Source organism: Spirosoma migulaei (assembly GCF_054776855.1).
In genome coordinates this window covers 18810-38665 of record NZ_BAAHBG010000011.1, presented here as the reverse complement: position 1 = coordinate 38665, position 19856 = coordinate 18810, and the positions used below count along the sequence as shown (strand labels likewise).

Sequence of the window (19856 nt, the reverse complement as noted above, 5' to 3'; positions counted from 1 at the left end):
ATGGCAAACGCTTCTATTACCATATCGACTAAACCGCCAGAGCAAACAGCTTCCAATTTCGCAGCCCTGCGCGAGGTGGGAATCGCTTATATCGAGAAATATGCTCACTCCCTCTGGACGGACTACAATACCCACGACCCTGGTATTACGCTACTGGAGCATCTATGCTATGCTATCACGGATCTAAGCCTGCGAACATCGCTGGACATGAGTGATTTGCTAACATCGTCATTCGGCAATGAAGCCGCCATGCAGAAGAGTTTCCTGACGGCGGGGAAAGTACTGCCTACCTGCCCCGTTTCGGAACTGGACTACCGGAAGTTATTTATTGACATCAATGGCGTTCGAAACGCATGGCTCGAACCTGCGAATCAGTCGGTTTTTGTCAATTGCCGGGAAAGCGATACTGCCAGACGGCTGAGTTATACAGCGCCCCAGCCGCTCCCTGCCAATTTTTTATCCTTCGAGTTAAAGGGGCTTTATACCATATTGGTTGATTACGATCAGGCTTATATCAATCAGTCTATAAAAGACAAAGGGGGCGACTCATTAACCCAGGCACAACAGGAAGCAATCCAGATACAGCTCCATAATTCCATTAAACAGCAACTGCGCGAAGCCTACGAAGCCAACCGAAACCTGTGCGAAGATATCGTTGACGTTACCGAAGTTCCCATTCAGTATGTGATGTTCTGCGCCGACATCGGCCTGCAAAACGACGCAAAGGTGAGTGATGTGTATGCCCAGATTCTGTTTCAGGTGCAGCAATACCTGACGCCCTTAGTAAAGCGCTACTCGCTCCCAGAAATGCTGGCCCATACCGACACGGACAAGAACCCGCTCACTATCGATCAGATTTTTGAAGGCCCATTGTTAACGAATGGCTTCATTATTGATGATGAGTTGGAAGCCGCAGCCCTACGGGAAGTAGTTTATACATCGGATCTTATTAATATTATTATGGGCATTGAGGGTGTCAAGGATGTTAAAAAAGTATTGTTGAACACCTTTGAACCAGCAGCACCCAATACACCCTGTAGTCAACAAATACCCAAACCCAATGGCGAGCAACGCTGGTGTCTGCACATCAACCATGGGCATCAACCTCAGCTCTGTGCCGAAAATGTGGCCCTGGCCTTTTATAAGGACATTATCCCCGTTGGCAACCTGAGCGATAAAACAAAGGCTCTGGCAAAATTTGCGGAACTCCTGGCGCAGGCGCACTCCGATAATCAAAAGCAGGTAGACGACCTGCCCGTGCCAGTCGGCACTGTGTATGATCTGAACGATTATCGATCGGTGGCTAATGATCTTCCATTCAATTATGGCGTTGGTCGGTTTGGGTTACCGGCTTCAGCCACAAATGAACGAAAAGCACAGGCTAAGCAACTGAAAGGCTATCTGCTGTTCTTTGACCAGTTACTGGCCAATTATCTGGCGCAATTAGCGAACCTGAAATCACTTTTCAGTGCAGAGATCACTCCTGCTGGGCCCGATTTACTGGCAAATCCGCCATTCGCACAAACCTACTTCGGTCAGGTAGTTACGGATATGCCAGGTGTTAAGGACTTATACGATAGCTATCCTGACCTGTCTACAACAATACTGCCGGGTGTGCTGGCTGAATTGGAAGGCTATGCTGAAAATCCCGTGCGAAAAAACCGTTTCCTGGATCACCAGCTGGCCCGTTTTGCTGAAAATTTCAGTGATTATGCACTCCTGATGCACTCTCTTTTTGGGGAACGGGGGAACGAAGAAATGTTGGAAGATAAGGCTAGTTTCCTCCGTGAATACGGGCAAATATGCCGTTCAAAAGCCTATAACTACTGCCAACCCGCCTGGCAAACAGACAACGTAGCGGGTATTACGCGTCGTCTGGCTCGGTTAACGGGCATCCGCGATACCAATTACCAGGCACACGATGCATCGGCGGTAAGGGTAATGAGCACGTTCCCTTCCGATGAAGGAACAGCTCCTCAATTTAAATTTCACCTCCACGAACTACAAGCCAGTACCCATCGACGAATTTACCTGACCTCAACGCACACGTATGCCAGTCAGATGGAGGCTGAGGATGCCATGCAACGAGCGTTTCTGACCGTTCCATCAACAGATCGGTTTACCATTCACGCCGTGCAGGGCGGTTTTACCTACGTTTTGAAGGACAAAAACAACCGAACGATTGCGCGTTGCCCACGAACGTTTCCAACGTATGAAGAAGCAGATGCCGATGTTGAAGAAGCTATTGAAACATTGATTTACAGCGGAGAGGCTCTGTTTCTGGTCGAGCATATGCTGCTCCGACCCAACGAAGGAGAACAGTGGATGTCGGTTTGCGTGGAACCTGATTGCGAGCATTGCGAACCGCTCGATCCCTACAGCTACCGGGTGAGTGTGATCCTTCCCGGCTATACGACCCGATTCCGCAACGTTGATTACCGACGCTACCTCGAAAACATTATTCGATCCGAACTTCCGGCGCATGTACTGGCGCGAATCTGCTGGGTAAGCCAGGAACAACTGGCCGATTTTGAGAAGAAATACAAGCAATGGCTAAAAGCGCGGGCAGGCATCTGTACCAAACCACGAACAGCCATCTATGCCACCGCCCTAAAGGAACTTATAGATAAACTGGAAGATGATGATTTCCATACCATCTATGAGACGGGGGTCCTGCATGATTGCGACAACGAAGACGAAGAAAGCCCGATTATCCTCAACCGCACGGCATTGGGAACTCTAAAGCCGACCGAACCTGACGACCACCCAAATCCCTAACGCCATGGCTAATCCATATTTTGATGAAGTATATCCTGTAACTGGAAATCAACACTTCGACTTCAGCAATTACGGGCTCACCATTTTCCGGCCAGATTCCATCCTGACCGCAGATCAGTTGAACCTACTGTTTGGTTTTCTGCTCAATCAGGAGCAGCTTACCCGAACCCGGCTCATTGGGGTAGGGATTGTATGCGGACTCAAACCCGTGCTGAACGCCAATAACACCATTACGATATCGGCAGGCTGTGGAGTGCCTTCAGAAGGTGATTTACTGAGCCTGGATGCCGATACAACTTATGATCGTTTCGCCGATTACACCTTTGCCGATCATCCATACAAGCCCTTTACCGATATAAACGGGCTCAAACTCTGGGAACTACTCCCGCAGGCGTTTAAGCAGGAAGCCAGCAGCACGCGGGTTCTGAAAACGCTCGACCAGTTTTCGGCAACGACAGCCCAGGTACTGGCCAACATGGTGGTAATGGTGTATCTGGAGAGCGATGTTAAATCGGCTGATAAATGCACTGGTGTTGCCTGCGATGCCAAAGGAAAAGCATTCCAGAATCAGCTACGTATCCTGCTCGTTCGAAAAGCTGATGCGAATGCCTTAATTTCAACTAGCCTTCGTCAGGCAGCGGCCGCCAGTACTCGATTACCGGTTCTGACTATGGCGCGGGTGCGGCTCGATGATCGTCCTTATGATCAGTCCCTACAACGGTTTCGGCAGTTCCTGCTCAGTAAAGCCGGGTTGTTGAGTGCAAACCTGCGTGATGCCTACGAACTGATCAAGGACGTCGATGCGACTAGTCTCACTGCTATGACGGTGCCGACCAACGCCCTACAGAGCATGGTGCGTACGATTAGTCAAAATTTTAATAGCCAGTATGTATATGACTGGTTGAAAGATCTGCACGATGCGTATAACGAGTTTCGGGAAGCCACCTGCCAATGGTTAGTGCAGTGTATGCCTCCCGCTGATGCATTTCCGAAACACCTGCTGGTAGGGGAGCTCGTTTCTGATCCTGGCCTTTGCCGACCCGACTTCCGGCATGCCTGGGTGAAATCGCCAGCAGTAGCATCGGCTACCGACGCCCGCCAGAAAGCCATTTGGTTTTATCAGCGGATTCTAAAACTCATTGATCTATTCGAGGTTCCAGCCACTCAGTTCGATACATTTACCATTAAAGGCCGAGGCACCGTATCAACCCTTTCTTCCCTAAAAATCACCCCCGATCGCTATCGAAAATTAAGCATCGATCAGCGGTCCATGCCCTTTTATTATAAACCAGAAATGAGGAATTTCTGGAGTCACGAACTCGCAAAGTACTGTCGTACAGCCTATATTCACTCCTATCATCCATCTCCATTGGCTCCTGCGGAGGTTAAACGGCCATTCGACTATCAGATCGAAACCTATCCATTTTACCGGATTGAAGGTTTTCTGGGAGCGGGAATTCTAACCACGCTGAGCGAAATTCTGGCACAGCAACGAACCTACAATTTGGCCTTCGACGTGTTGGCACTTCGGGCCGACACCGATCAACTACTCATTACTCAGGGACAGTCGTTCGACTTTGCCGATCTGGCTGTTGATTTCGATGATATCATGAGTCAGATTCATTGTCACGAAGCAGAGCTTAACGGAAAAATAAATCCCCTAAAGGTCGTTCTGCCAATGACTCCAGTGGTATTTGTGAGGGTATTAGCGGCTTATGCAGGTGAAGTAAAAAAACTTGGCGCTCAGTTACCGGCCAACTGTATATTGGCCAAACTTCCACTTTTGCAGAAACTGAAGGATACCTACGAAAAGCGTAAAGCCGATTTTGAAGCGAATCTGACATTTGGGCCGTTTCTACTAAATCACCAGGGACTGGAACACGGTGCAGGTGTCCCGCCAGGGGGTACGTTTGTACTGGTGTACAAAGATCCAGTTGCGTTGCCGAAGGCCGGTCTGCAAAAAAAGGGGGGAGAGTCTATTGTCATTGCCGACTTTTACCTTCCTTATCGATGCTGCGGATCAGGCAATGGTATTCAGTTTATGCTACCAGAACCTCCACCAACCCTGGAGATGCAGGAAACGTTCTGCCTTAACGCAACGAAGGGAAAAATCGACGTTTCGCCGGATACAGGTTCGTTCGATAGTCCGCTGGTAACGAAAGAAGGTCGTACATTTTTCTTTAACCCAACTCAGGTTGGTACCCATACATTGACCTACACCGTTCCGGGGCGGCCACCGGTTTTGATAGATGTACAAGTCGTTCCGCTACCGGCCGCATCGTTTAACGTAGAGCAGGTTAATGAAACACGCAAAGCGACATTTAGGTATACCTACACTGATGCAAAGCAACTCACGCTAGATTTTGGGGATGGATCACCCATACTGACCATTCCAGTCAACGGCAACGGAAATGCGCAGGAAATACACTCATTCCCGGTCGATGAAGATAGCGCTGGCGATTTTCTGGTGAAATTAACCGCTACGAATGGCAGTTGTGACCAGACAGAGCCATTCTCGCAGGAAATTAGTTTTACACCCCTCGAACCTATTGCATTCCCAGGTGCATCCGTTGTTTGTTTCAGTAAAGTGAAGACTAGAATAACGGCTACTCCTGAAGGAGGGAAATTCAGTTCCAAGACGATAGCGATCAAAGCCGATACAGGTGAATATACACCAATTGTTGCCGGAGCCCATGTCATCACATACACCCTTGAGAATCGGGCACCAAAATCGATGCCTCTATTTATTCTGCCGGCAACATTTAAGGTTGAAAATGTAATACCGCAAAAAACAGCTGATGCGCTGGTGCTTACACCAATACCAGAAATCAAGTATATCTGGAAATTAAACGGCCAGGCCATTAACCCAGAACAGATAAAAGATGAAAGCCCCACAGTACAACGCTACACGTTTAAGCTGGATGGTCGCCAGGAAAACTCCAATCTGGAGCTAACCTTCCAGTACAACAACAAACCTATCTGCAACGCAATCACAGAGAAAGTTCTCTAACCATCAGCCCGATGACCAACAGCCAGCCACATATCATCCAGCGTCAAACCGTTCGGCTTCACCTCCGCGAACAGTCGGATAGCTGGTCTATGCAGGAACGGATCGGGCAGGCGCTTCAGCAAAGCCGTTTACTGACTTCGCTGGATAAGGTGTTATCTGATTTCTGTTTGGCAGATGAATGGATTGAACTGGAACGGCTGGATGTGGATCTGGGTGCAATAGCACCAGATGATCTTGAGGAAGAAATAACCCGTCGATTACCCGACCTACTTCGTCGGCAACTGATCGACGCGATTCCGGAGAAGCGTTATCAGCCAGAAACCTCCGTCAGAAACGTTTACGAGGCCGTTTTTGAATCCTTTATCTATTTCCTGGAACATGGTCTACTTCCCCCCTCTCAACTCTGGCCCGAATCCAGGCAGGCGTTTGACACACAGATACAGCACATCTTAACCCGAGTAACACACACCCAGCAAGCAACGCTGAAAGCTATTTTAACAAAATCTGACGCTCGATCCAGACTGTTACGTGAGTTCTCGGAAGCGCTGCTTACGGTGGTGATCAACGCCCTGGGTACACATCCTGAATCGGCGGGATCAGGGTTGCTACGACACGTGGAAACCTGGCGAGATCAATTAACGCCGGGCCAGTATACACTAATACTTAACCTGCTGATCAAAAGCGTAGTACAGGAATCTGAAGCAGTGCTCCAAACGATCAGAAATTACTGGGCAGCTATTAACCCTGCTGAATTTACAACTAGTTCGTCACTCGAATCAGTACTTTTTATCAACGCAGAAAAGAGTAATTTAAAGTCGGTTAAAACGGCTGACATTGTCTCGAATCATCAACCAAAAGTACAGCCTGAAGCCGATTCAGCGTTACCTTCCGACTCGGTGTTCTACGTTCGAAATGCAGGTGTTGTTCTGCTTCATGATCCATTTCTACCTGCTTGTTTTGACGCATGTGGATGGGTGAAAAAGGGGGTATTTATTGACGATATCTGTCGGGAAAAAGCGCTGTTGATGATTCATTTTCTGGCAACGGGTGAGCTATCGGCTGCTGAATATGACTTATTGCTGCCCAAAGTGCTTTGCAACCTACCCTGGAACTGGCCCATTACGGGTCAACACAGACTCACAGACGAAGAACAGCTAGAAGGAACGGAGTTGCTCACCGAGGTGATTCGGCGGTGGGAAGCCTTGAAAAACACCTCGCCAGATGGCCTGCGCGTAGGTTTTCTGCAACGGGAAGGCAAACTGGAGCTTTTGTCAGGCAACCAGTGGCAATTAACGGTTGAGGTGAAAGCGCAGGATTATCTGTTGAATAAACTAACGCATAACGTTGACATAAATGGTAAAAAAGAAAAAGTAGGTTGGCGAATTAGTCCCGTGATTTTGCCCTGGTTGAAAAAATGGATAGTCGTTAACTGGCAATACCCGTCAATGTCGTGAACGTGTCACATCAATATCAACCGCTTATTCAGTCGAAACCGGCCACCACGTCGTCGACTCAGCACACTGCTGCCCACACCCACTCGACCCAACCGTTTTTTGCCAAACAGGGTGCACCAACATTAGGTCAGCCCCATACGTCGCCATTTTTTAAACCGTTTGTCCAAACCAAACTAAGCGTCGGTCAGGCAAATGACCGTTTCGAGCGGGAAGCCGATAGTACGGCCGACCACGTGATGCGCATGCCTGCTCCCGCCGTTCATTCGGGTTCGTTTTCCCCGACAACAGGGTTGCTTCAGCCGAAAATCGACGAAAAAGAGAAGAAAGATATTGGCCGTAAGGAAGACAGTATAGGCCCTCCAATTATTCGGCTGAAAACGGAGGACGACGATCGAAAAAAACTTCGCAAAAAAGGCGAAACCAGTGCTTCTCCTATAACCAGTCACTTTGAGTCACAGCTTTCAGCTAGTCAGTCGGGCGGACAACCGCTGAGTGCTGATACCCGGCAGTTTATGGAACCCCGTTTTGGCGCTGATTTCTCATCGGTTCGGGTTCATACCGACGCGCCAGCCGTACAGATGAGCCAGAACATTGGTGCACAAGCTTTTGCCTATCAGAATCATGTTTATTTCAACGAAGGCAAATACAGTCCAGGCTCCAGTTCCGGGCAGCATCTGCTGGCCCACGAACTAACTCACGTTGTGCAACAAGGGGGAGCCATCCAGCGAAAACCTACCGTTTCAACAGCTACACCTTCTGTACAACGCCTGTTCGGAATCGATGTGGCCGGAACCATTGATGGCTGGCTGGCTAATTTGCCCGGCTGGCGACTGATGACAGTATTGATTGGTTACAATCCGGTTCTCCAACGAGAAGTCCCTCGCACCACCGTGAATCTGATCGAAGGTTTTCTAACGCTGGGTGGACCTCTGGGCGTTCTGCTCTTTAATAAGCTTCGTTCCGAAGGGGTAATCGACCGGGCAGCCGCCTGGATTGATACGCAGATAGCCTCACTGGGAATTTCTTTTTCCTATATCCGGGGCCTGTTCAGTCAGGCCTGGGATGAAATGGGCATCACACTCGGTATCAATGGCAATCTGGATATAATTCGCCGAATATTTGGTCCGCCATTCAGTCGAATACTGGCGTTTGTCGGGCGGGTAGTCAGCCAGGTCGTTGCCTTTATCAAAGAAACGATTATTCGGCCATTGAGTAATCGAGCGCGTCAATTGCGAGGATTCCCGCTGCTAACAGTCATCATCGGAAAAGATCCATTTACCGATGAGGTGGTGGAACGCAGTCCAGCTAATCTGGTACGCGGTTTTATGAGCCTGATGGAAAACGGCGAAGAACGATTCCAGCAAATGCAGCAGTCGGGTGCTTTGCAACGAGCCTTCAACTGGTTTAACCAGGAAACCACCCGGCGGAACCTCACTTGGGAGCGCATTAAGGGGATGTTTACAGCCGTCTGGAACGCGCTCACGCCCGAAGCCATACTCCATCCGCTGGAAACCATCGGTCAGATTGTCGGGCTGTTCTTGGGATTAGCTGCCGACATCGTTGGCTTTGCCGGTGCTGCGCTGATGCAGATGCTCGAGTTTATTTTCGAAGCGGTTATGGGAGCGGGCGGAGCCAGGGTATTGGCCGTTCTGAAACGGGCGCAGGCTACCTTCCGCATTATTATCAACGATCCGGTACGGTTCGTTGGTAATCTGGTGCGCGCTGGTGTCCAGGGCTTCCGGCAGTTTATGCAGAATGCGCTCTCTCATTTGCAGCGTGGCTTAGTGAGCTGGCTACTGGGTGCCCTGGAAGGAGCTGGACTCCAGTTACCTCAGACATTCAATTTGCAGGGTATTCTCTCGTTGGTATTACAGATTCTGGGGCTTACCTATCAAACTATTCGGGCCAAACTGGTTCGGGCTACGAGTGAGCAATTCGTGAACCGGCTGGAGCAAGTGTTTGATTTTCTGCGGATTCTCATCACGCAGGGCCCAGCAGCTGCCTGGCAAAAAATACTGGAATATCTTGGCAATCTGCGTGATATGGTGCTCGACGGCGTTATCGCCTGGGTTCGACAGACAATTATCGGTCAGGCAATTATCCGGATTGCCAGTATGTTAAATCCGGCAGGGGCTGTTATTCAGGCCATCATAGCTACCTATAATACGGTGATGTTCTTCATTGAACGAATCAACCAGATTGCCGCAGTGGTTGAATCGTATGTCGATTCAATTGCAGCCATCGCTGCCGGGAACATCGCTGCGGCCGCCAATCGGGTTGAGGAAACCATGGGCCGTATGGTACCCGTTATCATTAGTTTTCTGGCCCGTTTGCTGGGTTTGGGTGGTATTTCCGATACCATTCGGAATACCATAGCTCGTATTCGCCAGCCGGTTGATCGGGCAATGGACCGGGTCGTTGATTGGGTGGTAGCGCAGGGAAGACGGATAGTGGGGACTGTAGTAGGAGCAGGACAACGCGTGGCCGGAGCTGTATTAGGTTGGCTGGGTGTACGCAAGCCCTATACAGATGCTACTAACCAAACCCATACCCTTTATTTTGAAGGACGTGACCAGAATGCTGAACTGATTGTAGCCTCGCGTCCGCGTCCGGTACTGGACTTCCTGAACGAAGTGGTCACCGCCGATTCATCAAAACGCCCGATTGCCGAGCAGGCCCGCGAAAAAATACGGAATGTAAATCGAATTAAGCGGGATACAACCTTAACAGATGTCCAGAAACAAACACAAGTTGATGCTGAATTAACCGCCCTAGGGGCAATTCTACACGGGCTGACCGATAGTTCTGATTTCTTCGCCCCACCCCTACCGAACCGAAGGAACCTCCCACCTGGTTTCGACGTGCGTAATGACTTATACATTAATGGTAGTGGATTCGGCAGCGCTCGAACCAGCGTGGCTACGCAGGGAAAAGCGGCCATCATTAATAGCCTCAAAGTAGTGCGGGACAATGGCTCCGAAGCTATTTGGCAACGTCTGGTGCGCGATGGGCAGGTAATGGAAGTATCAGGAGAAAAAGCTCGATATCGGGCAATGACCGATGCTCAAATTGCCACTGATATTAATGGGCGAGCCTATGATGTGGATCATACTGAGCCACTGGCCAAACATTGGAAAGATACTGGTTTCAACGCCGATGATGGAGCGCGGCAACGTACGGCAGGGAATTCGTCAAATTTGAAACTAATGCTTGCCTACTATAACAGACAGGCAGGTGCAGATGGCCATCATTATGCCGACAAGTTTTATGTCGGGCCCAATTTTACCAGTCAATACAACAACAGTGGTGTAGGCGCGAAGAAACTAAAAGGGCAGCTTTTTGCCGGAACAACGACCTAGCATAAGGTATGAAAAAAGACGCTATTTTACACTATCAATCGGCGTCACGCACACCGGTCAACGCACTTGCCCTGACTACCAAAGGGCAATGGCTGGCGATGGCGCAGGATTATCGGAAAGAAGGAAACCCTACCCTAACGATCTTTTCACAGAAAACTCCCGATAAACCGCAGTGGATAGTAACGGAGGAGCAGAAAGCGAATAGCGTCCCGGCTGTTTACATATCAGGAACCAGTCAATTGATTTATCTGGTAAATGCCCCCGATACTTCCTGGCAGCTCGTCGTTAGCTCAATTGAACATCCGTCGCAACAGCTGGCAGCCCAATTGCCTGTTTCGCAGAAAATACCATTTTTGTTTATAGACAATAATCAAATCTGGGTGATCGTATCGAACGAGGTTATGGCTTACAACATAGCAACTTTACAACTTACTACTACATATTCATTTTCAGTAGCTTCTGGTTTAACGGTTACCGATGGTAGGCAGCTATGGAGCGCGGATAAAGACGGCCTACAGGTAGCGCTCCTTACCAATGGTAAATTTACACCTGTTGCATCTGGGTTAGTTCTGAGTCAGCTCCGCGTATCGGCAAGCTTTATTTGGGGTGTTGGTGAGTTTGGCCAGGGCCTGTTTGGATGGCAGAAAACGGGCCAACCGCTGCCTACCAGTAACGTGGTCAATAATCCTGAAGCTACTGTTACCACCTTTGCCGTCAGTCCCGATGAGCGCAGGATTGCATTTGGAAATGCATCCGGTTACGTCACGGTAGTGGAGCGTAAGACGGGCAAACAACACTGGGGCCGTCGGTTGCACAAAGGTCACGTATCCGCTATTACATTTAGTGCCGATGGAAATTGGCTAGCCACTGGTGGTAGTGCGGGCGATGCAACGATAATTCAACTAGATCATGACTAAACTGATTGTGCCACATATGACAACCATGCCAGAGCAGTCCGATCCACTCCATCTTGGTATTGGCTTTCTGCGGGCGTTTGTTCGCTGGCGACTATGTCGACATAAGGGTTCGATCGAAACCCGACCGGTACTTCCCGATCTTCAGCGGGAAGTACCAACTGTATTATCGCAGCTTATTGCAGCAGCACAGCTTGATGAAGCAGAATTGATTATTCTGCTCCTTACGCTTATTCCTCACCTGCAACCTGGTTTTTTCGACGCTATCATTCGTGAGCACCTGCCCGATGGTGGGGAGTTTCCGGAGTTTGGTGGGGTGCGTGGCACTAGTCACCGGGGACTGCTGCCCACTGGCGAAACCGCTCTGTTCATTCTGGCCGGTAACGATCTTGAAAAACGATTGATGCTGTATGATCTGTTCAGTTCCGATCATTTTTTTGCCCGCGAACGGATTCTGTATCTCGAAGACGTAAAACCCGGCGAACCACGCCTGAGTGGTCGGCTTATTCTCGACCCCGATTATGTGGAGTTGTTTACCACCGGACGTGTGTCTGCCCCAGCCATGAGCATGCGCTTTCCCGCGCAACGAATCAGCACCGATATGGAATGGAATGACCTGGTATTACCCACACCGATCTTCACCCAAATTCGCGATATCGAACACTGGATTCATCATTACGACACATTACGCACAGAGTGGCAGATGAGCCATCGGCTGAAACCCGGTTATCGCGTGCTCTTTTACGGCCCACCCGGCACGGGCAAAACGCTGACGGCCACTTTACTAGGCAAATACACCAATCGGGATGTCTATCGGGTAGATCTGTCGCTGGTAGTTTCCAAATACATCGGCGAAACGGAGAAGAATCTGGCCAATCTTTTCGATAAAGCCCACGCTAAAAACTGGATTCTATTCTTCGATGAAGCCGATGCTCTCTTTGGCAAACGAACTGAGACCCGCGATGCCCACGACCGCTATGCGAATCAGGAAGTGGCATTTTTATTACAGAAGATTGAAGAGTTCGATGGGCTGGTTATTCTGGCTTCTAACCTAAAAAATAATATCGACCCGGCGTTTGCCCGGCGGTTTCAGGCCATGATTCATTTCCCGCTGCCCAATGCAACCGAACGCCTGGTGCTCTGGCAAAAAAGCATACCAAGCGCTGTTAGATTAGACCCGGAACTTCCTGTCGAGCATCTGTCAGGACGGTATGAACTTTCGGGTGCTGCTATTTTGAATATTGTTCAATTTTGCTCCTTGCGGGCTTTGAGTCGGCAGGAGGACATATTGACTGCGACTGATGTTATTGAAGGAATCCGGCTGGAATTTCAAAAGGAAGGGAAGCTGGTCTAGCTCTTCCAGCAGCATGAAATTAAAGCATCTTACCCGGTAAAGAAATCAATGTGTGCTCCGGTTTGTAATGCACTTTACGCGTCCGGCCAAAGCCGCCCAGGCCAATTTGTAGATTGAAGAGGCCACCCGAAAAGGGTTTCGCATCCAGGATAGGGCTGTAGGATAGTTTTGTCCGCACAAACCAGAAGCTATTTTCTGATAGATCAGGTTTTCGGGTATTATCGCCCAGTTTAATATCGAATACAAGCCCGAGTATGGGTGAATGTGTCAGTAAAGACAGGCCTTTGTAGCGTTCATCCTTCCGATCGCGGGGCGACATATCGAACAGCAGGTAGCCAACGTAGGGAATTACACGGCTTCGTGGTCCATCGTAGACAACCCGGCCCAACCCCAGCTCGAACAACATAGGGCTTATGGGCATGTCCTTTTCCCACTTTTGATTATTATGCCAAAACTCCTCCCGAATCGTACCGTTATAGAGGGTTGGATGCAACATCAGCATCGTTCGCTGAAAGGCAATATCAATGCCGAATACAACGCCTGCCGATGGATTCAACGTTTGCCCAAGTGCCCCCGTTGGCAAAATACCTCCCCCACCGAAAAATACGCCATAGCCAATTTTCGATGCACTGAAGGTAGTTACTAAATCAGGTGTATCATACAGGCGAATGGCAATCTGTTTTTCCCATTTTTGCAGAGCCTCTAAGTCATCGCCCCCGCCCGTTTCGGACCGAAACCGATTGACCTCCGCCCCCAACTCAGAGTTGGTCAGGTATTCAATCTGCCGGGCTTGCTGCTTAAATCGGCGGTCGGCCCCAAGAGCAATTAATTTGGCCTGCATTAGGCGGGTATGCACCTCTACCAGATCAAATAATATTTGATTATAGGCCAGTGTTCGCTCATTCCGGGCAGTTTCCGACACCCACGACAGGTTACGAAACATCAGACAAAACGACTCAATTGCGGGCTGGCTCCAGATAGAGGTTGGGCGGACTTCGTAGCCTATTTGATAATAAAATTCGGAGCCGCCTAAACCGGGTTGGGTAGGCGAATGGAAATCGGCCAATTGCAAACGTCTAGTCGCGCTCCAGTGCAGCGTGTCGATAGTTACCTGCGCTGAACCGAGCAGGGGAGACAGTAACAATAGCAGGAGCAGGCGTTTCATAGGCGTACGTGCAAATGAAGCATAAAGGTATTAATAAGTGCCTTATAACAAGTCACTTAGTATTAATTCAAAACCAGGTAGAACAATCTCTCCATCTAGTATATCCGTAAAATTCACTACTTCAGGATCACGTTTAGGTCGATAAATGGTTGTTTGTTGACTAAACGGATCAATTACCCAACCCAATCGAACACCATTCTGAAGTTATTTTTCCATTTTAGCGGGTAGGGTGTACTTTTCACTTACGTCTGACATAAGCTCAATGACAAAGTCAGGGCAAACCTAAGCAAAATTATCTTTCTCAATTTCAGAAAGAGCGTTCCATCGCTCATTACTCACCCAAGCGACATAAGGTACTCGTACTGAGGTATCAGGCAAGGTAAAACCACCATTTGACTCTGTAACAATACCTGCTTTATGTTGACGGTTCCACAGATACACTTCTGCCGCAAGATCAAGATTTCTAATACTGGTTCGGCTTCCGGTAGGCATTTCAATGTAAATTTGTCCGTTCTCATCGCGTTCTAACCTCAAATCAGGATTTGCCTGACAGAAAGCGTAAAATTCATTGTCAGTCAGGCGGTCATCCCGGCGGATTGTGGGATTTAGCGGGAATATCATGGTCGAGCGTCGTTTCCTTGTGTCAATACTAACAAATTTAATGCAAAAAAGCGCGGCCTCGTTTCCGAAGCCGCGCGTAGTGATGTTTGCTATAAGATAGTTGATGTAGGATATACCATACATCTTACATCCTATATTCTTTTAGTACCGATACATTTCTGACTTGAACGGACCTGACATGGGTACACCAATATAGTCGGCCTGCTCCTGCGCGAGTGGCTCCAGTTTAGCACCCACGTGAGCCAGGTGTAAGGCAGCTACTTTCTCATCAAGAATTTTTGGCAATACGTATACTTTATTCTCGTATTTATCCGAGTTAGCCCACAGCTCCAATTGCGCCAGTGTCTGGTTCGAGAACGAGCACGACATCACAAACGAAGGGTGGCCCATTGCACAGCCCAGATTCACCAACCGGCCTTCGGCCAGTACGATGATTTCTTTGCCATCGACTTCGTACATATCAACCTGTGGCTTGATCTGGCTCTTCGAGTGACCGTAGTTTTCATTCAACCAAGCCATATCAATTTCGTTGTCGAAGTGGCCAATGTTACACACAATGGCTTTGTCGCGCATGGCTTTGAAATGTCGGTCTTTAATAATCCGAACGTTACCAGTAGCCGTTACAAAAATCTGCGCCCGGGGAACTGCTTCATCCATCGGAATTACTTCAAAGCCATCCATAGCAGCCTGTAGCGCACAGATTGGGTCAATTTCCGTTACCAGAACCCGGCAACCTGCACCCCGTAGTGACTCAGCCGAACCCTTACCTACATCGCCATAACCAGCCACAACAGCCACTTTACCAGCCAGCATCAAATCGGTAGCCCGACGGATCGCATCAACCAGTGACTCACGGCAACCGTATTTGTTATCAAATTTCGATTTCGTAACGGAATCATTTACGTTAATAGCCGGCAGGTGCAGCGTCCCATTTTTCATCCGCTCGTATAGGCGGTGAACACCCGTTGTCGTTTCTTCCGACAGGCCTTTGATGTTCTGAATCAGCTCAGGATATACATCGAACACCATGTTGGTCAGGTCACCACCATCGTCAAGAATCATGTTGAGTGGCTGACGATCTTCGCCGAAGAACAATGTTTGCTCGATGCACCAGTTGAATTCTTCTTCGTTCATTCCTTTCCAGGCATACACTGGAATCCCGGCAGCCGCAATGGCAGCAGCAGCATGGTCCTGTGTCGAAAAAATGTTACAGGACGACCAGGTTACATCGGCACCCAGTTCCACCAGGGTTTCGATAAGAACGGCGGTCTGGATAGTCATGTGGAGGCATCCGGCAATCCGGGCACCTTTGAGTGGCTGCGATGGGCCATATTCAGCACGAAGGGCCATCAGGCCGGGCATTTCGGCTTCGGCAAGTTTGATTTCCTTGCGGCCCCACTCGGCCAGCGCGATGTCCTTAACCTTGTAAGGAACGTAGGTTGATGTTTCCATATGGATTTTTAGCCGTGCGGGCGGCCCTGTTACGAAGGAATGGATATTAGTGATATCAGTATTACTTCGCGGCTTTTGGTTTCTTAGTAAAGTGCAAAAATAAGTAGTAGACAGCAGAATCCCTACTTGAAATCAAACAGTTTAGCTTTTGGCGAACACAGCAACTTTCCCTGATTACAAAACCAGGAATTTACCAAGTCGGCGGTCTGTACATTTAGTTAATGGTATCACTTAACGGTAACTTGAAGCCGAGCCACTTTCCCATCCATCGTTGTTATAAGTACCTCCCGGTTTCCCAATGGGAAAATACGGTTCACCATGGCATTAGAAAGTTTATGCGCCCAGTTTACCCGGCGGGTCTGGCGGTCAACCGCATACAGTACCCCATCGTCTGTAGGAATAAAAATAATCCCATCCCGTTCGATGATAGGAGATGGACTGATTTCATAACCGTAGTTGCAGTTGACAAACCAGGCTGGTTGGGGACTGTCTGACCGGGTCGATAAGGCCCAGAGCGTATCGGTCATGCACTTCACATAAACCAGCGATCCATCTTCGGAGAGTCCACTGGCCTCAAATCCTTTATGCTGATTCGTTTTCCAGATTTCCCGGCCATTGGTAGCATCAAGTGCGGTAACGGTCCGATCAGGTGTCTGTAGGAAAATCCGATCGTTCGTTAACAGGGGAATGCCAGCAGCTGGTGAGAAGTTTCGGCTTTTCCCATTGGTCCAGGTCCAGGCTGGCTGCCCTGTTTTCTTGTCAAGCGCGTAGAACGTTGACCCCCAGGAGCCGAAATAAATTTTCTGTTTATCGGCAATAGGAACAGATTCAACAAAGCCATGTACATCGCCAAACGTCCACTGCTCCGATCCGTCTTTCAGCGACAAGGCTCTGAACTTACCTTCAGAACTACCCATGTATACAACATTCCCATCAATGAGCGGGCAGGCAACAATGGGTTTGCCCGTTTCAACCTTCCAGTTAAGTTTCCCATTTCGCTTATCGAGGCAATAGATAGTGCCATCGGTAGAGGCAACAACCAGTCGGTTTTTCAGTATGGCGGGCGTCGAATAAATCTTGCCTTCTGTTGCTAATCGCCATTTTACAGAGCCATCGGTTAACGACAGCGCCACCAGTTGACCTCTGGTATTGGGGTAAAAACAAGTCGTTTTATCGGCAATGATACCCGCGCCTATATCACTGCTATCCTGCTTTTCCCAGACGGCTTGTACGTTTGCATACCGCTCATTAAGCTGGTACGATGGCCGCGGATAGTGTTTTGAGTCCTGACTGAATCGGTGGTTCTGGAGTAAGACCGTTCGCCAGGGGGCTTCGGTTCGTCCTTCTACAGGGCCAACGGTTGGTGTCCGAACGGAAAAGGCCATTGTGTCATTCCGAATCGTGACCAGATTGTACCCGCCAACTGCATCTTTTGCCCGTAAGTTTGAGCGGCCCATGGTAGCCGGAATACCCTCGGCATCCATCGCCTGATTGGCATGACCATGGCCGCACAGCGTGGCCTGTATGTTCGTCTTTTTCAGGTCGTCAATGAGAAGGTACCAGTTAGCGAGGGCATCATCGAGCGGGTAATGGTTCATGAAAATCACCGGTCGGTCGGAGCCTTTCAGTTTTTCAACTTCAGACCGGAGCCACAGCACATCTTCCCGGGCAACCAGCCCCGGCGACATCCGCATATTAGGGCCACTGCCACAACCAATGAAACGATAGTTGCCAAAATCGAAGGCAAACCGTTCACTCCCAAACACCTTCCGAAAACTGTTACAGCCATTCTCCGACCACTTTGTATCGTGATTTCCCGGAAAAATGTACCATTTCTTCGTCAGGCCATCCAGAATTCGTTTAGCTGTGTTGAGCTCCTGTTCAGTACCAAAATCAGTAACATCCCCGGTGACAACGACAAAATCAATACCGGGTAGTGCGTTTATATCATTGACCGTTCGTTGCAGGTCTTCGGCGGCCGTTTCGGGAGCACCAACGTGTGTATCGGTCACGAATGCGAACCGAATGGATTGGGCCACACTGCGGCTATCGATAAGAAAGAATAAAGCCAGAAAAAATAGTTGTTTCATGAATGCTGAGTTCGTGGTTGTAGAAGCTGCCGTTACTTCAGGGCAACTATCGCTTCAATTTCAATCAATACATCCTTGTCGTATAAGCCCTGTACCCCTACATACGTACTCGCAGGCGGATTTGGCGAATCCACCGCACTGGCGGACCGGCCAGCGCTGGTAAAATACTGGCTTCGTATATCCCGTACAATACCGATCTTCTCGGCATCTGTGTTGACAACATAGGTCGTTGTTTTAATGACATCGGCAAAGGTAGCACCTACAGCTTCCAGTGCTATTTTGAGGTTTTCGAGTACTTGCTTTGTTTGTCCCCGAAAATCGCCTTTGTTTATGATTTCGCCTTTGGCATTCGCTGACACTTGCCCCGATATATAGGCAATTCGACTCCCCTGTGCGACCACGATTTGGGTGTAATTTTTAGAAGTAGGCAGGCCGGGCGGGTTACTATACTGGAGCTGTTGAGCAACTGCCGCTTGGGTACCTAGCAGCACACTTAAGAGGAGAATAAATTGGCGGACGGAGTTCATGAGGCTTCTTTTTTATGGCAAAGCTATCCAATGAGCCCGGAACGTCCTTGTATTGATGATCAGAAATAATTGAACGGTAGCTTGACTCGACTAAACGTTTTCCATAACTATGTAAGTTCTTACGTAACCCCTTACATAGTATGGATTTTATGGCCGAAATGGCCGAGTTAGCGCTTGCCAGCCGACTCAGGCGATTAAGTGATGTGTATTGGCAGGGTGTAACCGCAACCTACCGGCAGTCGGGTCTGGATTTCGATGTACGATGGGCCACCATTTTTGTGCTCATTGCCCGGCAAGGACCCGTGGCTGTTATGGAGATCGCCGAGCGACTAGGCATAACGCACCCTGCTGTGATTCAGGTAATTAACGAACTGGAAAAGAATAATCTGATTACCTCCGCCAAGTCGGAGCAGGATGGGCGAAAACGCTTGCTGACACTGAGCGAAACCGGTCAGGAGATGCTTCCAAAACTCCAGCCTTTGTGGGATGCCTTTATTGCGGTCAATCAGGAAATGCTGGGCAAACAGGCGCACAACCTGCTAACCTCACTTCAGGAAATGGAAACACAACTGGCCGAACGCACCTTCTTCGACCGTATTCAGGATCAATTAAACCGAACCAAAACTAACTACTGTTAAGACGATGAACGACGTTTACATCATTCCTTACTCACCAGAGTATCAGCCTGATTTCAAACGCCTGAATATTGACTGGATTTCCCGCTACTTTACGGTTGAACCGCACGACCTGGAGCAACTAGATCAGCCTGAAACGTATATCCTGCCAAACAATGGCCAAATCCTTCTGGCTCGGATTGGCGATAAAATCGTTGGTTGCGTAGCCATGGTCAACACCGGAATACCGGACCAGGAAGAGACCAGCTTCGAATTAGCAAAAATGGCGGTTTCGCCAGATACACAAGGCAAGGGAATTGGTAAAAAGCTATGTGTAGCCGCCATTGACTACGCCCGGCAACTAGGGGTTAAAACCGTCTGGCTCGAATCAAATCGAATCTTAACTCCTGCCCTGACCATGTACGCCAGCGTAGGCTTCCGGGAAGTGCCCAGCGTGCCCACCCCCTACAGCCGGGCTGATATTCGAATGGAGATGATGTTATAAATGGTATTAACCA

12 protein-coding genes and 1 pseudogene are annotated in these 19856 nt (G+C 49.1%); 8 read left to right on the top strand and 5 right to left on the bottom strand.

Annotated features, from left to right (window positions below):
• From ACYVGO_RS14030 to ACYVGO_RS14005, 6 genes are read left to right on the top strand one after another with little or no spacing between them, the layout of a single operon-like run.
• On the top strand, nucleotides 1-2778 hold the full coding sequence (locus ACYVGO_RS14030; RefSeq protein ID WP_460969807.1) for a hypothetical protein: 2778 nt from the start codon (nucleotides 1-3) through the stop codon (nucleotides 2776-2778).
• Between the two features lie 4 nt (nucleotides 2779-2782).
• Complete coding sequence (locus ACYVGO_RS14025; protein ID WP_460969806.1) at nucleotides 2783-5788, top strand: hypothetical protein; 3006 nt, start codon at nucleotides 2783-2785, stop codon at nucleotides 5786-5788.
• An 11-nt stretch (nucleotides 5789-5799) separates the two neighbouring features.
• Entirely contained in the window at nucleotides 5800-7242 is a 1443-nt protein-coding gene (locus tag ACYVGO_RS14020; RefSeq protein WP_460969805.1) for a contractile injection system tape measure protein, read from the top strand.
• Nucleotides 7239-10601, top strand: a complete 3363-nt coding sequence (locus tag ACYVGO_RS14015; RefSeq protein ID WP_460969804.1) for an eCIS core domain-containing protein — start codon at nucleotides 7239-7241, stop codon at nucleotides 10599-10601. The genes ACYVGO_RS14020 and ACYVGO_RS14015 overlap by 4 nt, the downstream gene beginning before the upstream one ends.
• A gap of 8 nt (nucleotides 10602-10609) precedes the next feature.
• The gene (locus ACYVGO_RS14010) at nucleotides 10610-11518 is read left to right on the top strand and encodes a WD40 repeat domain-containing protein (RefSeq protein ID WP_460969803.1); all 909 of its coding nucleotides are present in this window, start codon (nucleotides 10610-10612) and stop codon (nucleotides 11516-11518) included.
• A complete protein-coding gene (locus ACYVGO_RS14005) occupies nucleotides 11511-12869 on the top strand; it encodes an ATP-binding protein (RefSeq protein ID WP_460969802.1) in 1359 nt (452 codons plus the stop codon). The genes ACYVGO_RS14010 and ACYVGO_RS14005 overlap by 8 nt, the downstream gene beginning before the upstream one ends.
• Nucleotides 12870-12888: 19 nt before the next feature.
• Here ACYVGO_RS14005 and ACYVGO_RS14000 read toward each other — a convergent pair whose 3' ends face one another.
• The 5 genes and pseudogenes from ACYVGO_RS14000 to ACYVGO_RS13980 all read right to left on the bottom strand — a co-directional run bounded on the left by ACYVGO_RS14000 (nucleotide 12889) and on the right by ACYVGO_RS13980 (nucleotide 18724).
• Nucleotides 12889-14034: a hypothetical protein gene (locus ACYVGO_RS14000; protein WP_460969801.1), complete on the bottom strand. Its 1146-nt coding sequence runs from the start codon at nucleotides 14032-14034 to the stop codon at nucleotides 12889-12891.
• Nucleotides 14035-14076: 42 nt separating this feature from the next.
• Nucleotides 14077-14655: pseudogene (locus tag ACYVGO_RS13995) on the bottom strand (Uma2 family endonuclease).
• 141 nt (nucleotides 14656-14796) lie between these two features.
• Complete coding sequence (gene ahcY / locus ACYVGO_RS13990) at nucleotides 14797-16107, bottom strand: adenosylhomocysteinase (protein WP_142775136.1); 1311 nt, start codon at nucleotides 16105-16107, stop codon at nucleotides 14797-14799.
• A gap of 227 nt (nucleotides 16108-16334) precedes the next feature.
• Nucleotides 16335-18197, bottom strand: a complete 1863-nt coding sequence (locus ACYVGO_RS13985) for an outer membrane protein assembly factor BamB family protein (RefSeq protein ID WP_460969800.1) — start codon at nucleotides 18195-18197, stop codon at nucleotides 16335-16337.
• A 32-nt stretch (nucleotides 18198-18229) separates the two neighbouring features.
• Entirely contained in the window at nucleotides 18230-18724 is a 495-nt protein-coding gene (locus ACYVGO_RS13980) for a RidA family protein (RefSeq protein ID WP_460969799.1), read from the bottom strand.
• A 140-nt stretch (nucleotides 18725-18864) separates the two neighbouring features.
• Here ACYVGO_RS13980 and ACYVGO_RS13975 point away from each other — a divergent pair, with 140 nt between their 5' ends.
• Nucleotides 18865-19362 carry a MarR family winged helix-turn-helix transcriptional regulator gene (locus ACYVGO_RS13975; RefSeq protein ID WP_460969798.1) on the top strand — a complete coding sequence of 166 codons (498 nt, stop codon included), beginning with the start codon at nucleotides 18865-18867 and terminating at the stop codon, nucleotides 19360-19362.
• A gap of 4 nt (nucleotides 19363-19366) precedes the next feature.
• The gene (locus tag ACYVGO_RS13970; protein ID WP_460969797.1) at nucleotides 19367-19843 is read left to right on the top strand and encodes a GNAT family N-acetyltransferase; all 477 of its coding nucleotides are present in this window, start codon (nucleotides 19367-19369) and stop codon (nucleotides 19841-19843) included.
• Nucleotides 19844-19856: the final 13 nt, after the last annotated feature.